At 70.0% G+C, this 14655-nt stretch carries 15 protein-coding genes; 10 read left to right on the forward strand and 5 right to left on the reverse strand.

The annotated features are described in order from the left end of the window. Positions 1-17 precede the first annotated feature (17 nt). Together ACSQ9A_RS24200 and ACSQ9A_RS24205 are read left to right on the forward strand one after the other, a co-directional pair. Positions 18-1196: an amidase gene (locus tag ACSQ9A_RS24200; RefSeq protein WP_436305492.1), complete on the forward strand. Its 1179-nt coding sequence runs from the start codon at positions 18-20 to the stop codon at positions 1194-1196. A 123-nt stretch (positions 1197-1319) separates the two neighbouring features. Further along, on the forward strand, positions 1320-1529 hold the full coding sequence (locus ACSQ9A_RS24205; protein ID WP_093103933.1) for a hypothetical protein: 210 nt from the start codon (positions 1320-1322) through the stop codon (positions 1527-1529). Here ACSQ9A_RS24205 and ACSQ9A_RS24210 read toward each other — a convergent pair. Beyond that, positions 1526-2350, reverse strand: coding sequence for an isocitrate lyase/PEP mutase family protein (locus tag ACSQ9A_RS24210; protein WP_436305493.1), 825 nt, complete (start codon positions 2348-2350; stop codon positions 1526-1528). The genes ACSQ9A_RS24205 and ACSQ9A_RS24210 overlap by 4 nt on opposite strands. A 60-nt stretch (positions 2351-2410) precedes the next feature. On the opposite strand from ACSQ9A_RS24210, the gene ACSQ9A_RS24215 reads away from it, so the two are divergent. Then, the gene (locus ACSQ9A_RS24215) at positions 2411-2848 is read left to right on the forward strand and encodes a GFA family protein (RefSeq protein WP_436305494.1); all 438 of its coding nucleotides are present in this window, start codon (positions 2411-2413) and stop codon (positions 2846-2848) included. A gap of 47 nt (positions 2849-2895) precedes the next feature. Then, positions 2896-3324, forward strand: a complete 429-nt coding sequence (locus tag ACSQ9A_RS24220; RefSeq protein ID WP_436305495.1) for an SRPBCC family protein — start codon at positions 2896-2898, stop codon at positions 3322-3324. Here ACSQ9A_RS24220 and ACSQ9A_RS24225 read toward each other — a convergent pair. The 3 genes from ACSQ9A_RS24225 to ACSQ9A_RS24235 form a co-directional block, all read right to left on the reverse strand. Continuing rightward, positions 3311-3802, reverse strand: a complete 492-nt coding sequence (locus ACSQ9A_RS24225) for an ureidoglycolate lyase (RefSeq protein ID WP_436305496.1) — start codon at positions 3800-3802, stop codon at positions 3311-3313. The genes ACSQ9A_RS24220 and ACSQ9A_RS24225 overlap by 14 nt on opposite strands. Further along, positions 3802-5007 carry a Zn-dependent hydrolase gene (locus tag ACSQ9A_RS24230; RefSeq protein WP_436306353.1) on the reverse strand — a complete coding sequence of 402 codons (1206 nt, stop codon included), beginning with the start codon at positions 5005-5007 and terminating at the stop codon, positions 3802-3804. The genes ACSQ9A_RS24225 and ACSQ9A_RS24230 overlap by 1 nt, the downstream gene beginning before the upstream one ends. A gap of 137 nt (positions 5008-5144) precedes the next feature. Next, positions 5145-7277, reverse strand: coding sequence for an ATP-binding protein (locus ACSQ9A_RS24235; RefSeq protein ID WP_436305497.1), 2133 nt, complete (start codon positions 7275-7277; stop codon positions 5145-5147). Positions 7278-7442: 165 nt separating this feature from the next. Here ACSQ9A_RS24235 and ACSQ9A_RS24240 point away from each other — a divergent pair, with 165 nt between their 5' ends. The 3 genes from ACSQ9A_RS24240 (at position 7443) to ACSQ9A_RS24250 (ending at position 9969) form a co-directional block, all read left to right on the forward strand. Beyond that, positions 7443-8174 carry a response regulator gene (locus tag ACSQ9A_RS24240; protein WP_436305498.1) on the forward strand — a complete coding sequence of 244 codons (732 nt, stop codon included), beginning with the start codon at positions 7443-7445 and terminating at the stop codon, positions 8172-8174. 94 nt (positions 8175-8268) lie between these two features. Further along, the gene (locus ACSQ9A_RS24245) at positions 8269-9240 is read left to right on the forward strand and encodes an intradiol ring-cleavage dioxygenase (RefSeq protein ID WP_436305499.1); all 972 of its coding nucleotides are present in this window, start codon (positions 8269-8271) and stop codon (positions 9238-9240) included. A gap of 81 nt (positions 9241-9321) precedes the next feature. Beyond that, complete coding sequence (locus ACSQ9A_RS24250) at positions 9322-9969, forward strand: dihydrofolate reductase family protein (protein WP_436305500.1); 648 nt, start codon at positions 9322-9324, stop codon at positions 9967-9969. A 17-nt stretch (positions 9970-9986) separates the two neighbouring features. Here the strand turns inward: ACSQ9A_RS24250 and ACSQ9A_RS24255 are convergent, their stop codons facing one another. Continuing rightward, complete coding sequence (locus ACSQ9A_RS24255; protein WP_436305501.1) at positions 9987-11054, reverse strand: LysR substrate-binding domain-containing protein; 1068 nt, start codon at positions 11052-11054, stop codon at positions 9987-9989. Positions 11055-11267: 213 nt separating this feature from the next. Here ACSQ9A_RS24255 and ACSQ9A_RS24260 point away from each other — a divergent pair, with 213 nt between their 5' ends. From ACSQ9A_RS24260 to ACSQ9A_RS24270, 3 genes are read left to right on the forward strand one after another with little or no spacing between them, the layout of a single operon-like run. Further along, positions 11268-12188: a Bug family tripartite tricarboxylate transporter substrate binding protein gene (locus tag ACSQ9A_RS24260; protein ID WP_436305502.1), complete on the forward strand. Its 921-nt coding sequence runs from the start codon at positions 11268-11270 to the stop codon at positions 12186-12188. Beyond that, a complete protein-coding gene (locus ACSQ9A_RS24265; protein ID WP_436305503.1) occupies positions 12185-13627 on the forward strand; it encodes an amidohydrolase in 1443 nt (480 codons plus the stop codon). The genes ACSQ9A_RS24260 and ACSQ9A_RS24265 overlap by 4 nt, the downstream gene beginning before the upstream one ends. Further along, complete coding sequence (locus ACSQ9A_RS24270) at positions 13624-14643, forward strand: alpha/beta fold hydrolase (protein ID WP_093103916.1); 1020 nt, start codon at positions 13624-13626, stop codon at positions 14641-14643. The genes ACSQ9A_RS24265 and ACSQ9A_RS24270 overlap by 4 nt, the downstream gene beginning before the upstream one ends. Positions 14644-14655: the final 12 nt, after the last annotated feature.

Raw genomic sequence — 14655 nt, forward strand, 5'->3', positions numbered from 1 at the left:
TCACTCAACACGCCACCATGCCATTGCACGACCCTGCCCACGCCTTCGTCCCCTACCCCGACGTGCCCGTCCGCGGCGCGCCGACCGGCCCGCTGGCCGACCTGAGCTTCGGCGTCAAGGACCTGTTCGACGTCGCGGGCTACCCCACGGGCGGCGGCAGCCCCACGGTGCTCGCGATGTCGGGCATCAAGACGCGCACCGCGCCGACCGTGCAGAAGCTGCTCGACGCCGGCGCCCGTTTCGCGGGCAAGACCGTGACCGATGAGCTCGCGTTCTCGATGAACGGCAACAACGCGCATTTCGGCGCGCCGATCAACGGCGCGGCCAAGGACCGCATCACGGGCGGATCGTCCTCGGGCTCGGCCTCGGCCGTGTCCTCGGGCCTGTGCGACTTCGCGCTCGGCACCGACACCGGCGGCTCGGTACGCGCGCCGGCCAACCATTGCGGCCTGTACGGCCTGCGCCCCACGCACGGCCGCGTCAGCCTCGAAAGCGCGCTCGACCTTGCGCCCAGCCTCGACACCTGCGGCTGGTTTGCGCGCGACATCGGCACCTTCGCGCGCGTGGCCGACGTGCTGCTCGAGGCCGATGCCAACCCGCTGCCGGCCAGGCTTCGGCTGCTGTGGCCGACGGACCTGTGGGCGATGCTGGAGGCGCCGGTCAAGGACGCGCTCGACGGCGCCGCCCAGCGCGTGCAGTCGCTGCTCGGCAAGGCGTCGCCGGTCGAGGTCGCACTCGAATCCTGGGACGCGATGTACTGGAACTTCCGCTACGTGCAGGGACGTGAGTCCTGGCTCACCGACGGCCCGCTGATCGAACGCTATGCGCCGCCGCTCGGCCCCGGCGTCGCCGAGCGCTTCGCCTGGTCGCGCGATGTGACGGACGCGCAGGTCAACGCCGCGCGCGCCTTCCGCATCGCCTTCCGCACTCAACTCGCAGAATTGCTCGGCACCGACGGCGTCCTGCTGATGCCCACCATGCCCGACATCGCGCCGCGGCGCGATGCCGCCGACAGCAGCCTCGAGGATTACCGCAACCGCGCGATCCGCATGCTGTGCGTGGCCGGACTCAGCGGTTTTCCGCAACTCTCGATGCCGCTGGCGCAGCGCGAGGGCGCGCCGCTGGGCATGTCGCTGCTCGGGCCGGCGGGGTCGGATCGTTCCTTGATCGCGTTGGCGGAGCGCATCGCGGGATAGCCGCCCGGCTCAGATACCTTCGGAAAATGTGGTCTTTTGCCGTATTGAGGCCAGATCCCACGCTCGACACCGTGCCGCATTGAGTACCTTCGCGTTAGCATTCGCGCGCCAAAGGGGACTTGCATGAACACCTATCGCACGCTGAATCAGGCCACCGGAGTCGCTCGCACGCTCAGCGCGCGTTCGGCGCGAACCATCGTCGTCTACAGGACCGATGACGAAAAGTTCGTGACGGCGGCCATGAACGATCCCGTCATGGGAACGATCGAGGGCGTGTACCGCGACGGCTACGCCGTACGAACGGTGCTGACGCGGGCGCAGCAGGCGGGCTAGCGCCCACTGAAAAACGCATCGAGCTCGTTGCCCGAGGCGGCGTCCGCGAAGCCGTCGAAACGCCCCTCTTCCGAAAGCGTGCGGGCCGCGCGCATGAATCCACCCCATGCCGCTCGCGCCAGCGCACCGCCGACGCTGACGCGCCGCACGCCGAGTTCGGCAATGTCCTGCAGGGTGAGCTCGCTGGTCGATCCGACGAGCAGATTGACCGGCTTGGGTGCGACGGCAGCCACCACGGCGGCGATCTGCTCGCGCGTGCGGATGCCCGGCGCGTAGAGGCAATCGGCGCCCGCCTCCGCATAGGCCTTGAGCCTGGCGATCGTGTCGTCGAGGTCCAGCCGGCCTTGAAAGAAGTTCTCCGCGCGTCCCACCAGCAAGGTGTCGCCGCCCGCCTCGTCGATCGCCCCGCGTGCAGCGCGGAGTCTGGCGACCGCGACGTCGATGTCATGCAGAGGATGCGCCGCGTCACCTGTCGAATCCTCGATCGACAGCCCGGCCACGCCGGTCTCGATGGCCATCCGCACGCTTTCGGCAACGCCTTGCGGATCAGGGGCGAAGCCGCTCTCGAAATCCGCGTTCACCGGCAGATCGGTTGCAGCGACGATCTCGCGCAGATGGGCGAGGATGGTCTCCCGCGAAAGCGCGCCATCGGCCTGGCCCCGCGACCAGGCGAAGCCCGAGCTCGTCGTGGCCAGCGCCTTGAAGCCCAGGCCTTGCAGGAAACGGGCGCTGCCCACATCCCAGGGATTCGGCAGCACGAAGCAGCCTTCGGCATGGAGGGCGCGAAAGGCGGCGCGTTTTTCGGCGACAGTGCGGGTCATGGGAACCTCGGTTTGGGGATGGGCTGGATTTTGAACGCAACGACGCACAAGGGGGCAACCATGAGCGAAGCGACGGTCTTCGAAGGCGGCTGCCTCTGCGGCGCGATCCGGTATCGCGCCATCTCGGCGCCTATCCGTGGCGTCATCTGCCACTGCGCCATGTGCCGCAAGCACTCCGGCGCGCCGGCATTGGCCTTCGTTCATTTCCGCACGCAGGACTTCAGCTGGCTACATGGCGAGCCCGCCCGCTATCGATCTTCGGCATTCGCGGAACGCGGCTTCTGCCCGGTATGCGGAAGCACCCTCAGCATGCACGAGGAAGTGCTGGCGGACCGTGTTCAGATCACTGTCGGCAGCCTGGACGAACCGCAGCGCGTGCGTATCGACGATCATGTGTGGACCCAGCAGCAGGTCCCATGGTTTCGAATCGACGACGCGTTGCCGCGCTTTCCAACGAGCAGTTCCGCCGTAGCCACCAAGACAAACGGCTCCAATTGAGGACGCTGCACATGAACGAAAAGCCCCCTGCCCATGCCGAATCCACCGTGGACCGCGCGTTCGTCCACTCGCGCTTGATCGACGCGCCACGCGAGCGGGTCTTCAAGGCCTTCAGCGATCCCGCCCACCTGGCGCGCTGGTGGGGTCCGAACGGATTCACCAGCACGTTTCACGAGTTCGATCTGCGCCCCGGTGGCAATTGGCGCTTCGTCATGCACGGGCCTGACGGTGCGAACTACCCCAACGAGAGCGTCTTCGCCGAAGTCGTTGCGCCGGAGCGCATCGTCTTCGAGCACATGTCTCAGCATCACTTCCAATTGACCATCACATTTGAGGCGCGAGGAGCCAAGACGCTGGTCGGATGGCACCAAGTGTTCGACACCGAGGCTGAACGGCAGCGCATTGCCAAGGTCGTGGTCGAGGCGAACGAACAGAACCTCGATCGCCTCGCCACCGAGGTACTCAACGTGGAATGAACCCGACGTCTGCCGGCACTGCCAAGGCCACGGTGTCGCAGTCGACCGCGGCGCCCACCCGCTCCACCACCACGAAGTCGCCCGCATCCACCGCCAGCAGCGCGTGATGCCAGGTGCCGGGCGCGAGCGTCACGCCCTGGCGGCCGTCGGTGACGAAGGCGGCGAGCGCCTCGCCGGCGGGCGCAGGGCCCGCGGGCGCGACCACGATCACGAAGCGGCGCTCGCCGAGCGGCACGAAGCTCTGGCTGCCCAGCGCGTGTCGTTCCATCTCGGTCACTGCATGTGGAAAGCGGCGCGCCTGCGCGCGAAACAGCGCGAGCATCGGCCGGCCGCCCTCGGCGCCGAGCTGCAGGTCGTCGACCAGATCGAAGCGTTCGGCATTGCCGCCGTTGATGAGACGCCCCTCGCCCGCGGGGGCCGCGAGCACGGTGCCGTAAGGCGCAAAGGCTTCTGCAGTGAGCGGCTGCGCAAGCAGCATCACTGCGCGATCCCCGCGCGGTCCAGCATCGCGTGCAGCAGCACGTTGGCGCCGGCCGCGAGGTGCTCGGGCTTGGCATCCTCGATCTCGTTGTGCGAGATGCCGTCCTTGCAGGGCACGAAGATCATCGCTGTGGGCGCCGTGCGCGCGACGTACACCGCGTCGTGCCCGGCGCCGCTCACGATGTCGAGATGCGCAAGACCGGCACGCTCGGCACCTTCGCGCACCGCGCGCACCAGCGGCTCCGCGAAGTGGGCCGGCGGGAAGTAGACGGTCTGCTCGACCTCGACCGTGAGCCCGCCCTGTGCCTGCAGGGCCGCGCAGGCCGCGCGCAGCTGCGCGTCCATGCGGTCGAGACCCTCGTCGTTTGTGTGCCGCAAATCGACCGTGAAGGTCACGCGGCCGGGAATCACGTTGCGCGAATTGGGATGCACCTGCACATAGCCGACGGTGCCGCGGGCGTTGGGCTGCTCGCCCATCGCAATCTGATGCACGGTCTGCATGAGGCTGGTGGCGCCCTGCAGCGCGTCGCGGCGCAACTGCATCGGCGTGGGGCCGGCATGCGCTTCCTGGCCCGTCACGACCACGTCGTACCAGCGCTGGCCCAGCGCGCCGGTGACCACGCCGAGCGGAATGTCGGCATCTTCCAGCACCGGGCCCTGCTCGATGTGGGCCTCGAAGTAGGCGCCGAAGCGCGGTGCGCCGTCGTCCACGGCGGCCGGCGTGTCGCCCGCGAAGCCGATGGCTTGGAGCGCATCAGCGACCGTCACGCCTTCGCGGTCGGTAACGGCGAGCGCATGCGCGAGCGTGAAGGCGCCCGCATAGACGCCCGAGCCCATCATCACCGGCACGAAGCGCGAGCCTTCTTCATTGGTCCAGACACAGACCTCGAGCGGCGCCAGAGTGCGGATGCCGGCATCGTTCAGGGTGCGCAGCACTTCCAGGCCCGCAAGCACGCCGTAGTTGCCGTCGAACTTGCCGCCGGTCGGCTGCGTGTCGATGTGGCTGCCGGTGGCCACGGCCGGCAGGCTCGCGTCCTGCCCTTCGCGGCGCGCGAACAGGTTGCCGATCGCATCGACGCGCACGCTGCAGCCGGCTTCCTTCATCCAGCGCACGAAGAGCTCGCGGCCCTGGCGGTCAAGATCGGTCAACGCGAGGCGGCAGACGCCGCCCTTCTCGGTAGCACCGAGCTTCGCGAGCTGCATCAGCGAATCCCAGAGGCGCTCTGGGTCGATCGAAAGTGGAGCGGCGGCGCGGCCGGCCGCAGGTGTGGGGGTGCTCAAGGCGACATCGTTCATGCCGCGAGTACAGCAGAAAGCGTGCCCAGCGTCCAAGCATGTCGCTAGACCAGAGCCTCGCGATAGGCCAGCGGAAGCCGCAGCTGCGCCACCAGCCCGCGCGGCCCGCGCTTGAGCTGCACTTCGCCGCCATGCGCGCGTGCGATGGAGCGGCAGACAGCCAGGCCCAGGCCGCTGCCCTGCTTGCCGGACGCACGCGCGGCGGGCGCGCGGTAGAAGGGCTGGAAGACCCGCTGCAGCTCATCGTCCGGCAGCCCCGGTCCGCTGTCGCTGACCTCGGCCACCGCGTTGTCCTCGTCGATGAAGAGTCGAACCCGCGCCTGCTCGCCGTACTTCACCGCGTTCTCGATCAGGTTGTCGAGCAGCCGGCGAACGCCGATCGCGTCGACCTCGACCGCGGCCTGCTCGCTGCGCTCCAGGCGCACGTCCTTGCCGACGAAGGCCGCGTCGTCCACCACGTCCTTGAGCAGGCTCGACAGGTCCAGCCGCTCGCGCGAACCCGGCTCCGAGGCGTCGCGGATGAAGGCCAGCACCGAGCTGATCATCCGCTCCATCTCCTCCACGTCCTGCAGCATGCCGCTGCGCATGTCGTCCGGCACGTCCTCGATGCGGAAGCGCATGCGCGTGAGCGGCGTGCGCAGGTCGTGGCTGATGGCGCCGATCATCGCGGTGCGGTCATCGACGAAGCTGCGCAGCCGGCTCTGCATGAGGTTGAAGGCCTGCGCCGCGCGGCCGAGCTCCGCCGGCCCCTCGAGCGCGAGGACCGGCGCCGCCGGGTCGCGGCCGAGCCGCTCGGCGGCATGGGCGAAGCCGGCGATCGGCCGCACCAGCCGGCGCGAGAACATCCAGCCCGCGGGCGCGACCACGGCCGCGGCAATCAGGAACCACAGCAGCACGCGGCGCTGCCAGGCGTTCGGAAAGGGCTCGGGCACGGGCTGCACCGCGGCCCAGTTGCCATCGCCGACCCGCATCGCGGCAATGAAGTCGCCCTCGACGAAGGGCGCCGGCGCCAGGCCGAACAGGCCGCGCGCCGGCGGGCTGACGGACACGCTCTTTTCCTCGGGCACCGGCCGCTGGGCGGGCCGCGCCGCCGGCACGCGCTGCAGCGCGGAAGGCGCCGCCGGGACGGACGGAACGGATGCAGCGGGTGGGACGAGCGCCGCTGGCTCGGCGGGCGCCGGTTGCGGCGTGTCGGCAGGAAGGGGGCGGGCCTTGCGTGAGGGTACCGGTGCCGGTGCCGCCGTGGGAGGCAGCACGGCAGGCGTTCTTGGCGACACGCCGTCCAGTGCCGAAGGCGCAGGCGACGGCAGGAACGGCATCGGCGACGGCTCGCCCAAGGGCGCGGCGGCGGCCCGAGTGCCGCCCGGAGGCAGCGGCGGCGGCGCGCCCGCCGAGGGCGCAGCGCCTCCCGGTGCCGGCCCCGGCCCCGGCGCGGTTGCGCCCTGCGGCTGGGGCCCCGCGGCCGGCGCATCGGGCGCTCGTCCTGCCGACGGCGCGTCGGCAGGCGGTCCGGCTGCGGGCGCGGCGGGTGCAGGCCCGCCACGCGCCATCTCTGCCGGTGCGGCAGGCGGGCTCGCATCGCCTGGGGCGCGCGAAGGTGCGGCAGGCGCCGGCATGGGCGCACCGCCGCCCCCTGCCGGGCCGCCGAACGGACCACCGAACGGTCCACCGCCCGGCGGCATGCCGGGGAAGCCCGGACCGAAACCTCCGCCGCCCGGCCCTCCAGGTCCGCCGGGACCGCGGCCGGCCTGAGCGACCTGGAAGTCCGCCAGCACGAAACCCCCGCGAAGGTCGGCGCGAGGCGACGCACGCGTCGTGCCGGCAAAAGGCAGCGGCGTATAGAAATAAAGCCGCACCTCGGATTCGTTGCGCCCCAGCAGCTGCGCCAGCTCGCGGCGGGAGCGCTCGGAGGTCAGCCAGCCGGGGCCGCTCGGCTCCGGCGGGCCGGCCTGCAGCTCGCGCTGCAAGCTTCGCGGGCCCCGGATCTCCGCGCCGGCACCGGCCAGCACACGGGCGATGTCTTCCAGCTCCCATTGGCGTTGCGGCTCGGGCGGCAACAGCATCGTCAGCCCCAGCGTCACGAGTTGCGCCACCACCAGCCCGCCCAGCAGCAGGCCCATCATCTGCAGGGCGAGCGGGGGACCGGACCAGCGGCGCGCTGCACCTGTCATGTTCATGCGCCGATGCTGGCATGGACGCAGGACGATGTCACGCATGGGCCTCGCAGTTTGGAAGCGCGAGCTTGCTGAAAGATTTCAGCGTGTGTCGCTCCATTGCACCGGCCGGGCTTTGGCCCGCCCCAGCATCGACAATAGCGCCTGCCCTCCATCCCCTGCCAGACCGTGAATCTCTGCACCCGCATCCTCATCGTCGACGACGACGCCGGCATCCGCGGCCTGGTGTCCTCCTTCCTCGAGAAGCACGGCTTCCAGGTCGACACGGCCGCCGACGTCCCGGAAATGCGCGGCAAGCTGGCGCAGAACGCCTATGCGCTGATCGTGCTCGACGTGATGATGCCGGGCGAAGACGGGCTCACGGCGCTGCGCGAGCTGCAGAGAAGCAGCGGGCCGCCGGTCATCATGCTGTCGGCCGTCGGCACCGACATCGACCGCATCGTGGGCCTTGAGATCGGCGCCGAGGACTACCTGGCCAAGCCTTGCAATCCGCGGGAGCTGCTGGCGCGCATCCGCACCGTGCTGCGCCGCGCGTCGGCACCGCCGGCCGCAGCCCCGCCCGCGCCCGGGCCCGAATCCAGCGACACGCTTTGCTTCGCCGGCTGGCGCATCGACCTGACCGAGCGGGTGCTGTACGACCCGGCGAACGCGGTCGTCAGCCTGTCGGACGGCGAATTCCGCCTGCTGCGCGCCTTCACGCAGCATCCGCGGCGCGTGCTGCAGCGCGAACAGCTGGTGGACTACGCGCTGGGCTCGGACAGCGACTCCTACGACCGGGCGATCGACGTTCAGGTCAGCCGCCTGCGGCGCAAGCTCAGCTTCGGCGATGCACGCGCCGACCTGATCCGCACGGTGCGCAACGAGGGCTACATGTTCGTGCCTGCCGTGACGCGCGGCTAGTTCCGCCGGCTTCGCAACAAAGCCGCAAGGCGGCGAAATCCGCCGGCAACATCGTGGCTCGAAGCTCGGGGCTCCACCCACCCACGGAGCCACAGTGTCAGTCCACGATTCACACCCCACGCGGAACAACAACAGCCACGCTTTCACCGAACCGTCGCATGGCCACCATCTGGCCGACGATCTTCCGCTGATCTCGGCGCAGCTCCTTCAGCGCCGCAGAGCGCTGGCATGGCTGGGCTCCACCACCGCCGGCTCGGCACTCCTGCTGGCCGGCTGCGGTGGCGGCGGCTCCGACGGGAGCAGCCTCGCGGGCCTGACGAGCACCACGGCGTCGTCGAGCGGAACGACGACTTCCTCCACCTCGAGCTCGAGCGGCTCCACGACGACAAGCACGTCCAGCAGCAGCAGCAGTTGCACCGCGCTGCCCGGCGAGACGGCGGGCCCCTACCCGGCCGACGGCACCAACAGCTCCTCCGGCGCGACCTCCGACGTGCTCACCGCCAGCGGCATCGTCCGCAGCGACATCCGCAGCAGCTTCATCAGCACGACGACGCAGGCACCCGGCGTGCTGACCACGCTCACGCTGACGCTGGTCAACACCAATTCGAGCTGTGCTCCGCTGGCCGGCTACGCGATCTACCTCTGGCACTGCGACCGCGACGGCAACTACTCGCTGTACACGGCCGCGGCCGAAAGCTACCTGCGCGGCGTGCAGGTCACCGATGCCAACGGCCAGGTCACTTTCACGACGATCTTCCCCGGCTGCTACGCCGGCCGCTGGCCGCACATGCACTTCGAGGTGTTCGCGAGCCTCGCCACGGCCACCACCGGCCGCAACGCGGTGCTGACCTCGCAGCTGGCGATGCCGAGCGCGGCGTGCAGCGCGGTCTACCCCTACGCCACCGGCTACACCACGAGCGTGAACAACTTCGCCGCCGTCTCGCTCACGACCGACAACGTGTTCAGCGACGACACCGCGGCGCAGATCGCCGCCATGACGCCCGCCATGACCGGCAGTATCACGGCCGGCTACACCGCGACCGCGACCATCGGCATCGCGCGCTAGCTGCTAGCGCCGGGTTAGCCCCCCATCGCCTCCAGCGTGATGTTGGTGGGCTGACAATGCAGGATCACCAGGAGACGCGACATGCCCAAACTGCGCTTCAAGATTGCCATGTCACTCGACGGCTTCGTGGCCGGTCCCGATCAGAGCGTGCAGAACCCGCTCGGCATCGGCGGCACGCGCCTGCACGAATGGGCCTTCCAGCTCGAGGTGTTTCGCAGGCTCCATGGCCAGGCAGGCGGGGAAGTCAATGCAAGCACGGCGGTCGTCGAGGAATCGCTGGCCAACATCGGCGCGACGATCATGGGACGCAACATGTTCGGTGGGCATCCCGGCTCCTGGGATGCGAACACGCCGTGGAAGGGCTGGTGGGGAGACAGCCCGCCCTTCCATCATCCCGTCTTCGTTCTCACGCATCACGCGCGCGAGCCGCTCGAATGCGAGGGCGGAACGCGCTTCACCTTCGTCACCACCGGCATCGAGGACGCGCTGGAGATGGCGAAGCGCGCCGCCGGAGGCAAGGACGTATCGCTCGCCGGCGGCGCCAGGGCCGCGCAGCACTATCTGGCAGCCGGTCTCGTCGACGAGATGGAGATCAGCCTGGTGCCGACGCTGCTCGGCAGCGGCGAAAGGCTGTTCGAGAACGTCGGCGACCAGCTCCATGGCCTCGAGCTCGTGCGGACGGTGGCCGCGCCGGGCGTCACGCACCTCAAGTTCGCCAAGCGCGGCTGATCGGCAGGCGTGAGATCTCAGTGCGCCGCCGCGCTGCCCGGGTCGGGCGGCAGCATCGTCGCACCGGGGCCGAGCAGCACCCGGCTGTCCCAGCCCTGCGCGCGCGCCATCTCGCTCAAGGCCTGGTCGTTCAGCGCCAGTCCGTCGATCGAATGGAACAAGCGACGGCGCGCAGGATCGTCGGAGCCGAGCGCGCGGTAGACCACCGCGTTGAAGCATTCGATGAAGCAGCGCGCGGCCGCGCTCATCGGGTCGCCGCGGCGCGAGATCAGGCTCACCGTCGTCTCGTTGAGGCGCTCGGCCAGCGGCAGCACGCAGAGCTGCTCGCGGCCGGCGATCGCCTCCACCAGGGGCCAGGGCATCAGCGTCAGCATGTCGGTGCTGCGGATCAGGCTGGTGACGATCACCGTCGAATGCGCCACGTGGACAGTCGGCGCGCATTCGCGCAGGTAGCGGGCGAACACGTCCTCATGCGGGTCTGCCGGGTCGTCGCCGGGCGTCCAGTTCAAGAGCCACTGCGCATCGCGCAGCTCCGCCAGCGATCGGCTGTGCGCGAGCGGATGGCCTTCGCGCCCCACCACCGCCGAGCTGGTGCGGAACAGCGGCACGTGAGCCATGTCCTCATGGGTGGACGCCGGGCCGGCGCGGCCTATGCAGAAGTCCAGCGTGCCGTCGCGCAGCTTCGGGATCGAGACCGTCAGCACGCTTTCCATCAACTCCAGGCGCACCGTCGGCATGCGCTGCTGGAACAGCTTGACGACGTCGCCCAGGCAGGTCAGGGCGAGCCACGAATTCACGCCGATGCGCAGCGGCGCCCGCCCGCGGCCCGATAGCTGCGCCATCTCTTCCTCGGCACGCGCCAGCTGGCCCACGACCAGCCGCGCGTGCACCAGCAGCGCCCGGCCGGCATCGGTGAAGGTCACGCCCTTGGCCTCGCGCGTGATGAGCAGCGTCCTGACATCTTCCTCGAGCTCGCGCACCGCCTTGGTCACCGCCGCCGGCGACAGCCCGGCGGCGCGCGACGCAGCGCGAATGCTGCCGTGGTCGCCGACGGCGACGAGGGCCTTCAACTGGTGAACCTTCATGCGCGTCTCCGAAAAATGTGAGGCGCGGGCCGCAAGATGCGTACCCGGCAACCGGCGCTCAACAGCGCCACCGTTGCAGGACTGTTGCACACGGGCGGCAAATCCTAGGATCGGGCCAGATTCATCCCCACGCCCTTCCCGACCATGATGGCCCATTGCCGATCCCCTCTCCCGCGCCTCTTCGCGGCCGTGTTCGCAGGCACGGTCGCGACCGTGGCCCCCGCCCAGGACGACTACCCCTCGCGGCCGATCACGCTGGTCGTCGGCTATTCCGCCGGCGGCTCGACCGACAGCGTCGCGCGGCCCTTCGCCGAGGTGTTCGGCCGCGTGCTGAAGACCCGCGTGATCGTCGAAAACTTCAGCGGCGCCGGCGGCGCGCTGGGGGCGCTGAAGGTGGTCACCGCAAAGCCGGACGGCTACACGCTCCTGATGGGCGGCAACAGCGAGCTGATCGCGACCAAGCTGATCAATCCGAAGCAGCCCTACGACGGCCAGAAGGACCTGGCGCCGATCGGCGTGGTCAACCACCAGGGCGGCATGCTGCTGGCGTCGCGCCAGTCGGGCGTCAAGACTACCGACCAGTTCATCCAGCTGCTGCGCAAGAACCCGGACAAGTACAACTACGGCAGCTCGGGCACCGGCTCGATGTTCCACTTCGCCGGCGAGCTGGTGCGCGAACGCACCGGCACCCGGATCACGCACGTGGCCTATCGCGGCGTCCCGGCGCTGGGCAACGACCTGGCCGGCGGCGCGGTGGAGTTCGGCTACATGGGCACCGGGCCGGCCAAGCCGCTGATCGACGCCGGCGTGGTGGTGCCGATCGCCGTCACCAGCGGCACGCGGGCGCCGATCTATCCCAACGTGCCTGCGCTGGCCGAGCATCCGGAGCTCAAGGGCTACGAGCTCACCGGCTGGTTCGCGCTGATGGCGCCGAAGGCGGTGCCGGAGCCGGTCATCGCGAAGCTCAAGGCGGCGCTGAAGGAAACACTGAAGGATGCCCGCCTGCGCCAGACCTTCAACGACCTGGGCGGGCTGCCGATGGTCGAGGACGAGGACCTGCCGGCGCTGATGCGCGCGGAGGACGCACGCTATCGGAAGTTCGTGGCGACCGCCCAGCTGGAGACGCAGAAGTGAAGCCCGCCTCCGCCGTCGCCGAGATCGCCGCCGCCGTCGAGGCGCGGCGCCGCCCCTACATCGAGATCGCCGACCGCATCTGGGGCCTGGCCGAAATGCGCTACCGCGAGTTCGAGTCGGCCGAGCTGCACGCGGCGGCCCTCGAGGCCGAGGGCTTCCGCGTCACGCGCGGCGTGGCCGGGATGCCCACCGCCTTCGTCGCCGAGGCCGGCAGCGGCGGCCCGGTGATCGGCTTTCTCGGCGAGTACGACGCGCTCGCGGGCCTGAACCAGGCCAGCGGCGCGCTCGAGTGCCGGCCCGATCCGGAACGCGCGCTCAACCAGGGCCATGGCTGCGGCCACCATCTGCTGGGCACGGCAGCGCACTTGGCGGCGGTGGTCGCGCGCGACCACCTGAGGCGCCATGACCTGCCCGGCACGGTGCGCTTCTACGGCTGTCCGGCCGAGGAGGCTGCCGCCGGCAAGACCTTCATGGCGCGCGCCGGGCTCTTCGACGATCTCGATGCCGCGCTGTCCTGGCACCCGTCGGTGGCCAATTCGGTGTTCATGAACGCCACGCTGGCCAACGTGCAGGCCTACTTCCGCTTCCGCGGCAAGTCGGCGCATGCCGCACTCGCGCCGCACCTGGGACGCAGCGCGCTCGACGCGGCTGAGCTGATGAACGTCGGCGTCAACTACCTGCGCGAGCACATGCCCGAGCAGGCGCGCGTGCACTTCGCCTACATCGACTCGGGCGGTCCGTCGACCAACGTGATTCCGGCCCATGCCGAGCTGCTCTACACCGTGCGGGCGACACGCATCGACGAGGCGCTGGCGCTGTTCGAGCGCGTCGAGCAGGTGGCGCGCGGCGCGGCGATGATGACCGGCACCACGGTCGAGATGGTGTTCGACAAGGCAGTCTCCAATGTGCTGCACAACGACACGCTCGACCGCGTCATGGCCGAGCAGATGGAGGCCGTGGGCGCGCTCGAGGTCAGCGAAGACGAGCGCCGCTTCGCCGCCAAGATGCAGGCCACGATCTCGGGCGAGGAGCTGGCCAGCAGCGCCAAGCATTTCGCCGCCGCGCTGCGCGACCCGCAGCCCATCGCCACCGGCATCCAGCCCTACCGGCCCGACGCCGCGCGCCCGGTGACCGGCTCCACCGACATGGGCGACGTGAGCTGGGCCGCGCCGACCACCCAGTGCCTGACCGCCTGCTTCGCGTGGGGCACAGCCTTCCATTCGTGGCAGATGGTCGCGCAGGGCAAGACCTCGCTGGCGCACAAGGGCATGCTGCTGGCCGCCAAGTGCCTGGCCGCGACCGGCGTCGCGCTGGCCGGGCGTCCCGAGCTGCTGTGCGAGGCGGAGAACGAGCTGCGCGCCAAGCGCGGTGGCGCAGCCTACCGCTGTCCGATTCCCGAGGAGGTACTGCCGCCGCCGGCGCGCGAAGCCAAGCCATGAAAGGAATCCCGGCCGCGATCCTGGTCGCGCTGACCTCGATGGGCTGTACGAGCACAGACGCCATCCGGGTGCGCGAGATCGGCAGCTTCCACGTCGGTGGCCAACAGGTGACGCTGTCCGGCCTGCCTGCACGCGAGATCCGCTTCACACCATCCACGCCGCCCGTTCGTCGCGATCCGAACGGGGACTTCGAGTCGGGCCAGATGTATGTGCAATACGTGCGGCTGGCCTCGCCGGCGCGCAGCCTGCCTCTGCTCCTGTGGCATGGCGGCGGCCTGAGCGGCGTGACCTGGGAGACCAAGCCCGACGGCCAGCGCGGCTGGCAGGACTTCTTCATGCGCGCCGGCTACGACACCTATGTCAGCGACGCGATGGAGCGCGGCCGGGCGTCCTGGTCCCGCTATCCGGAGATCTTTGCCGGCGAGCCGCTGTTCAGGACCAAGAAGGAGGCATGGGAGGTGTTCCGCATCGGGCCTGCGTTCGACGGCGGCCCGCAGGGACGTACCGCCTTCCCCGGCACCCAGTTTCCGGTCGGCGCCTTCGATCAGTTCATGAAGCAGAGCGTCCCGCGCTGGACGACCACGGACGCGGTCACCCAACAGGCCTATGACGCCCTGGTCGACAAGGCGTGTCCCTGCGTGATCCTGGCGCACAGCCAGGGCGCCAACTTCGCTTTCCAGGCCGCGCTGCGGGCGCCGGCCAAGGTCCGGGCGCTGGTGCTGGTCGAGCCCAGCGGGGCGCCCGAGGCGGCGACCCAGGACATGACCGCGCTGAAGCACACGCCGATCCTCTACGTCTGGGGCGATCGCCTGGACACCAGCGTGTACTGGAACCAGCAGGTCCTGCCTGCCGTCCGGCGCTTCCGGGATGCGCACCGGGCCGCGGGCGGCGTCTCGGACTGGATCGACCTGCCGGCAACCGGCCTGCACGGCAATTCGCACATGCTGATGATGGACAGGAACAGCGACCAGATCGCGCAGATCGTCGACCGCTGGATCGGCCAGCGTGCGCCCTGAGGCGGCCCTGCC

The organism is Variovorax sp. LjRoot290, assembly GCF_964253985.1.
Taxonomy (GTDB): Bacteria; Pseudomonadota; Gammaproteobacteria; order Burkholderiales; family Burkholderiaceae_C; genus Variovorax.

Bases quoted from the DNA above. Each gene is read 5' to 3' on its own strand.
- ACSQ9A_RS24200 (WP_436305492.1), top strand. From the start codon at position 18: ATGCCATTGCACGACCCTGCCCACGCCTTCGTCCCCTACCCCGACGTG.
- ACSQ9A_RS24205 (WP_093103933.1), top strand. From the start codon at position 1,320: ATGAACACCTATCGCACGCTGAATCAGGCCACCGGAGTCGCTCGCACG.
- ACSQ9A_RS24210 (WP_436305493.1), bottom strand. From the start codon at position 2,350: ATGACCCGCACTGTCGCCGAAAAACGCGCCGCCTTTCGCGCCCTCCAT.
- ACSQ9A_RS24215 (WP_436305494.1), top strand. From the start codon at position 2,411: ATGAGCGAAGCGACGGTCTTCGAAGGCGGCTGCCTCTGCGGCGCGATC.
- ACSQ9A_RS24225 (WP_436305496.1), bottom strand. From the start codon at position 3,802: ATGCTGCTTGCGCAGCCGCTCACTGCAGAAGCCTTTGCGCCTTACGGC.
- ACSQ9A_RS24230 (WP_436306353.1), bottom strand. From the start codon at position 5,007: ATGCAGCTCGCGAAGCTCGGTGCTACCGAGAAGGGCGGCGTCTGCCGC.
- ACSQ9A_RS24235 (WP_436305497.1), bottom strand. From the start codon at position 7,277: ATGAACATGACAGGTGCAGCGCGCCGCTGGTCCGGTCCCCCGCTCGCC.
- ACSQ9A_RS24250 (WP_436305500.1), top strand. From the start codon at position 9,322: ATGCCCAAACTGCGCTTCAAGATTGCCATGTCACTCGACGGCTTCGTG.
- ACSQ9A_RS24255 (WP_436305501.1), bottom strand. From the start codon at position 11,054: ATGAAGGTTCACCAGTTGAAGGCCCTCGTCGCCGTCGGCGACCACGGC.
- ACSQ9A_RS24270 (WP_093103916.1), top strand. From the start codon at position 13,624: ATGAAAGGAATCCCGGCCGCGATCCTGGTCGCGCTGACCTCGATGGGC.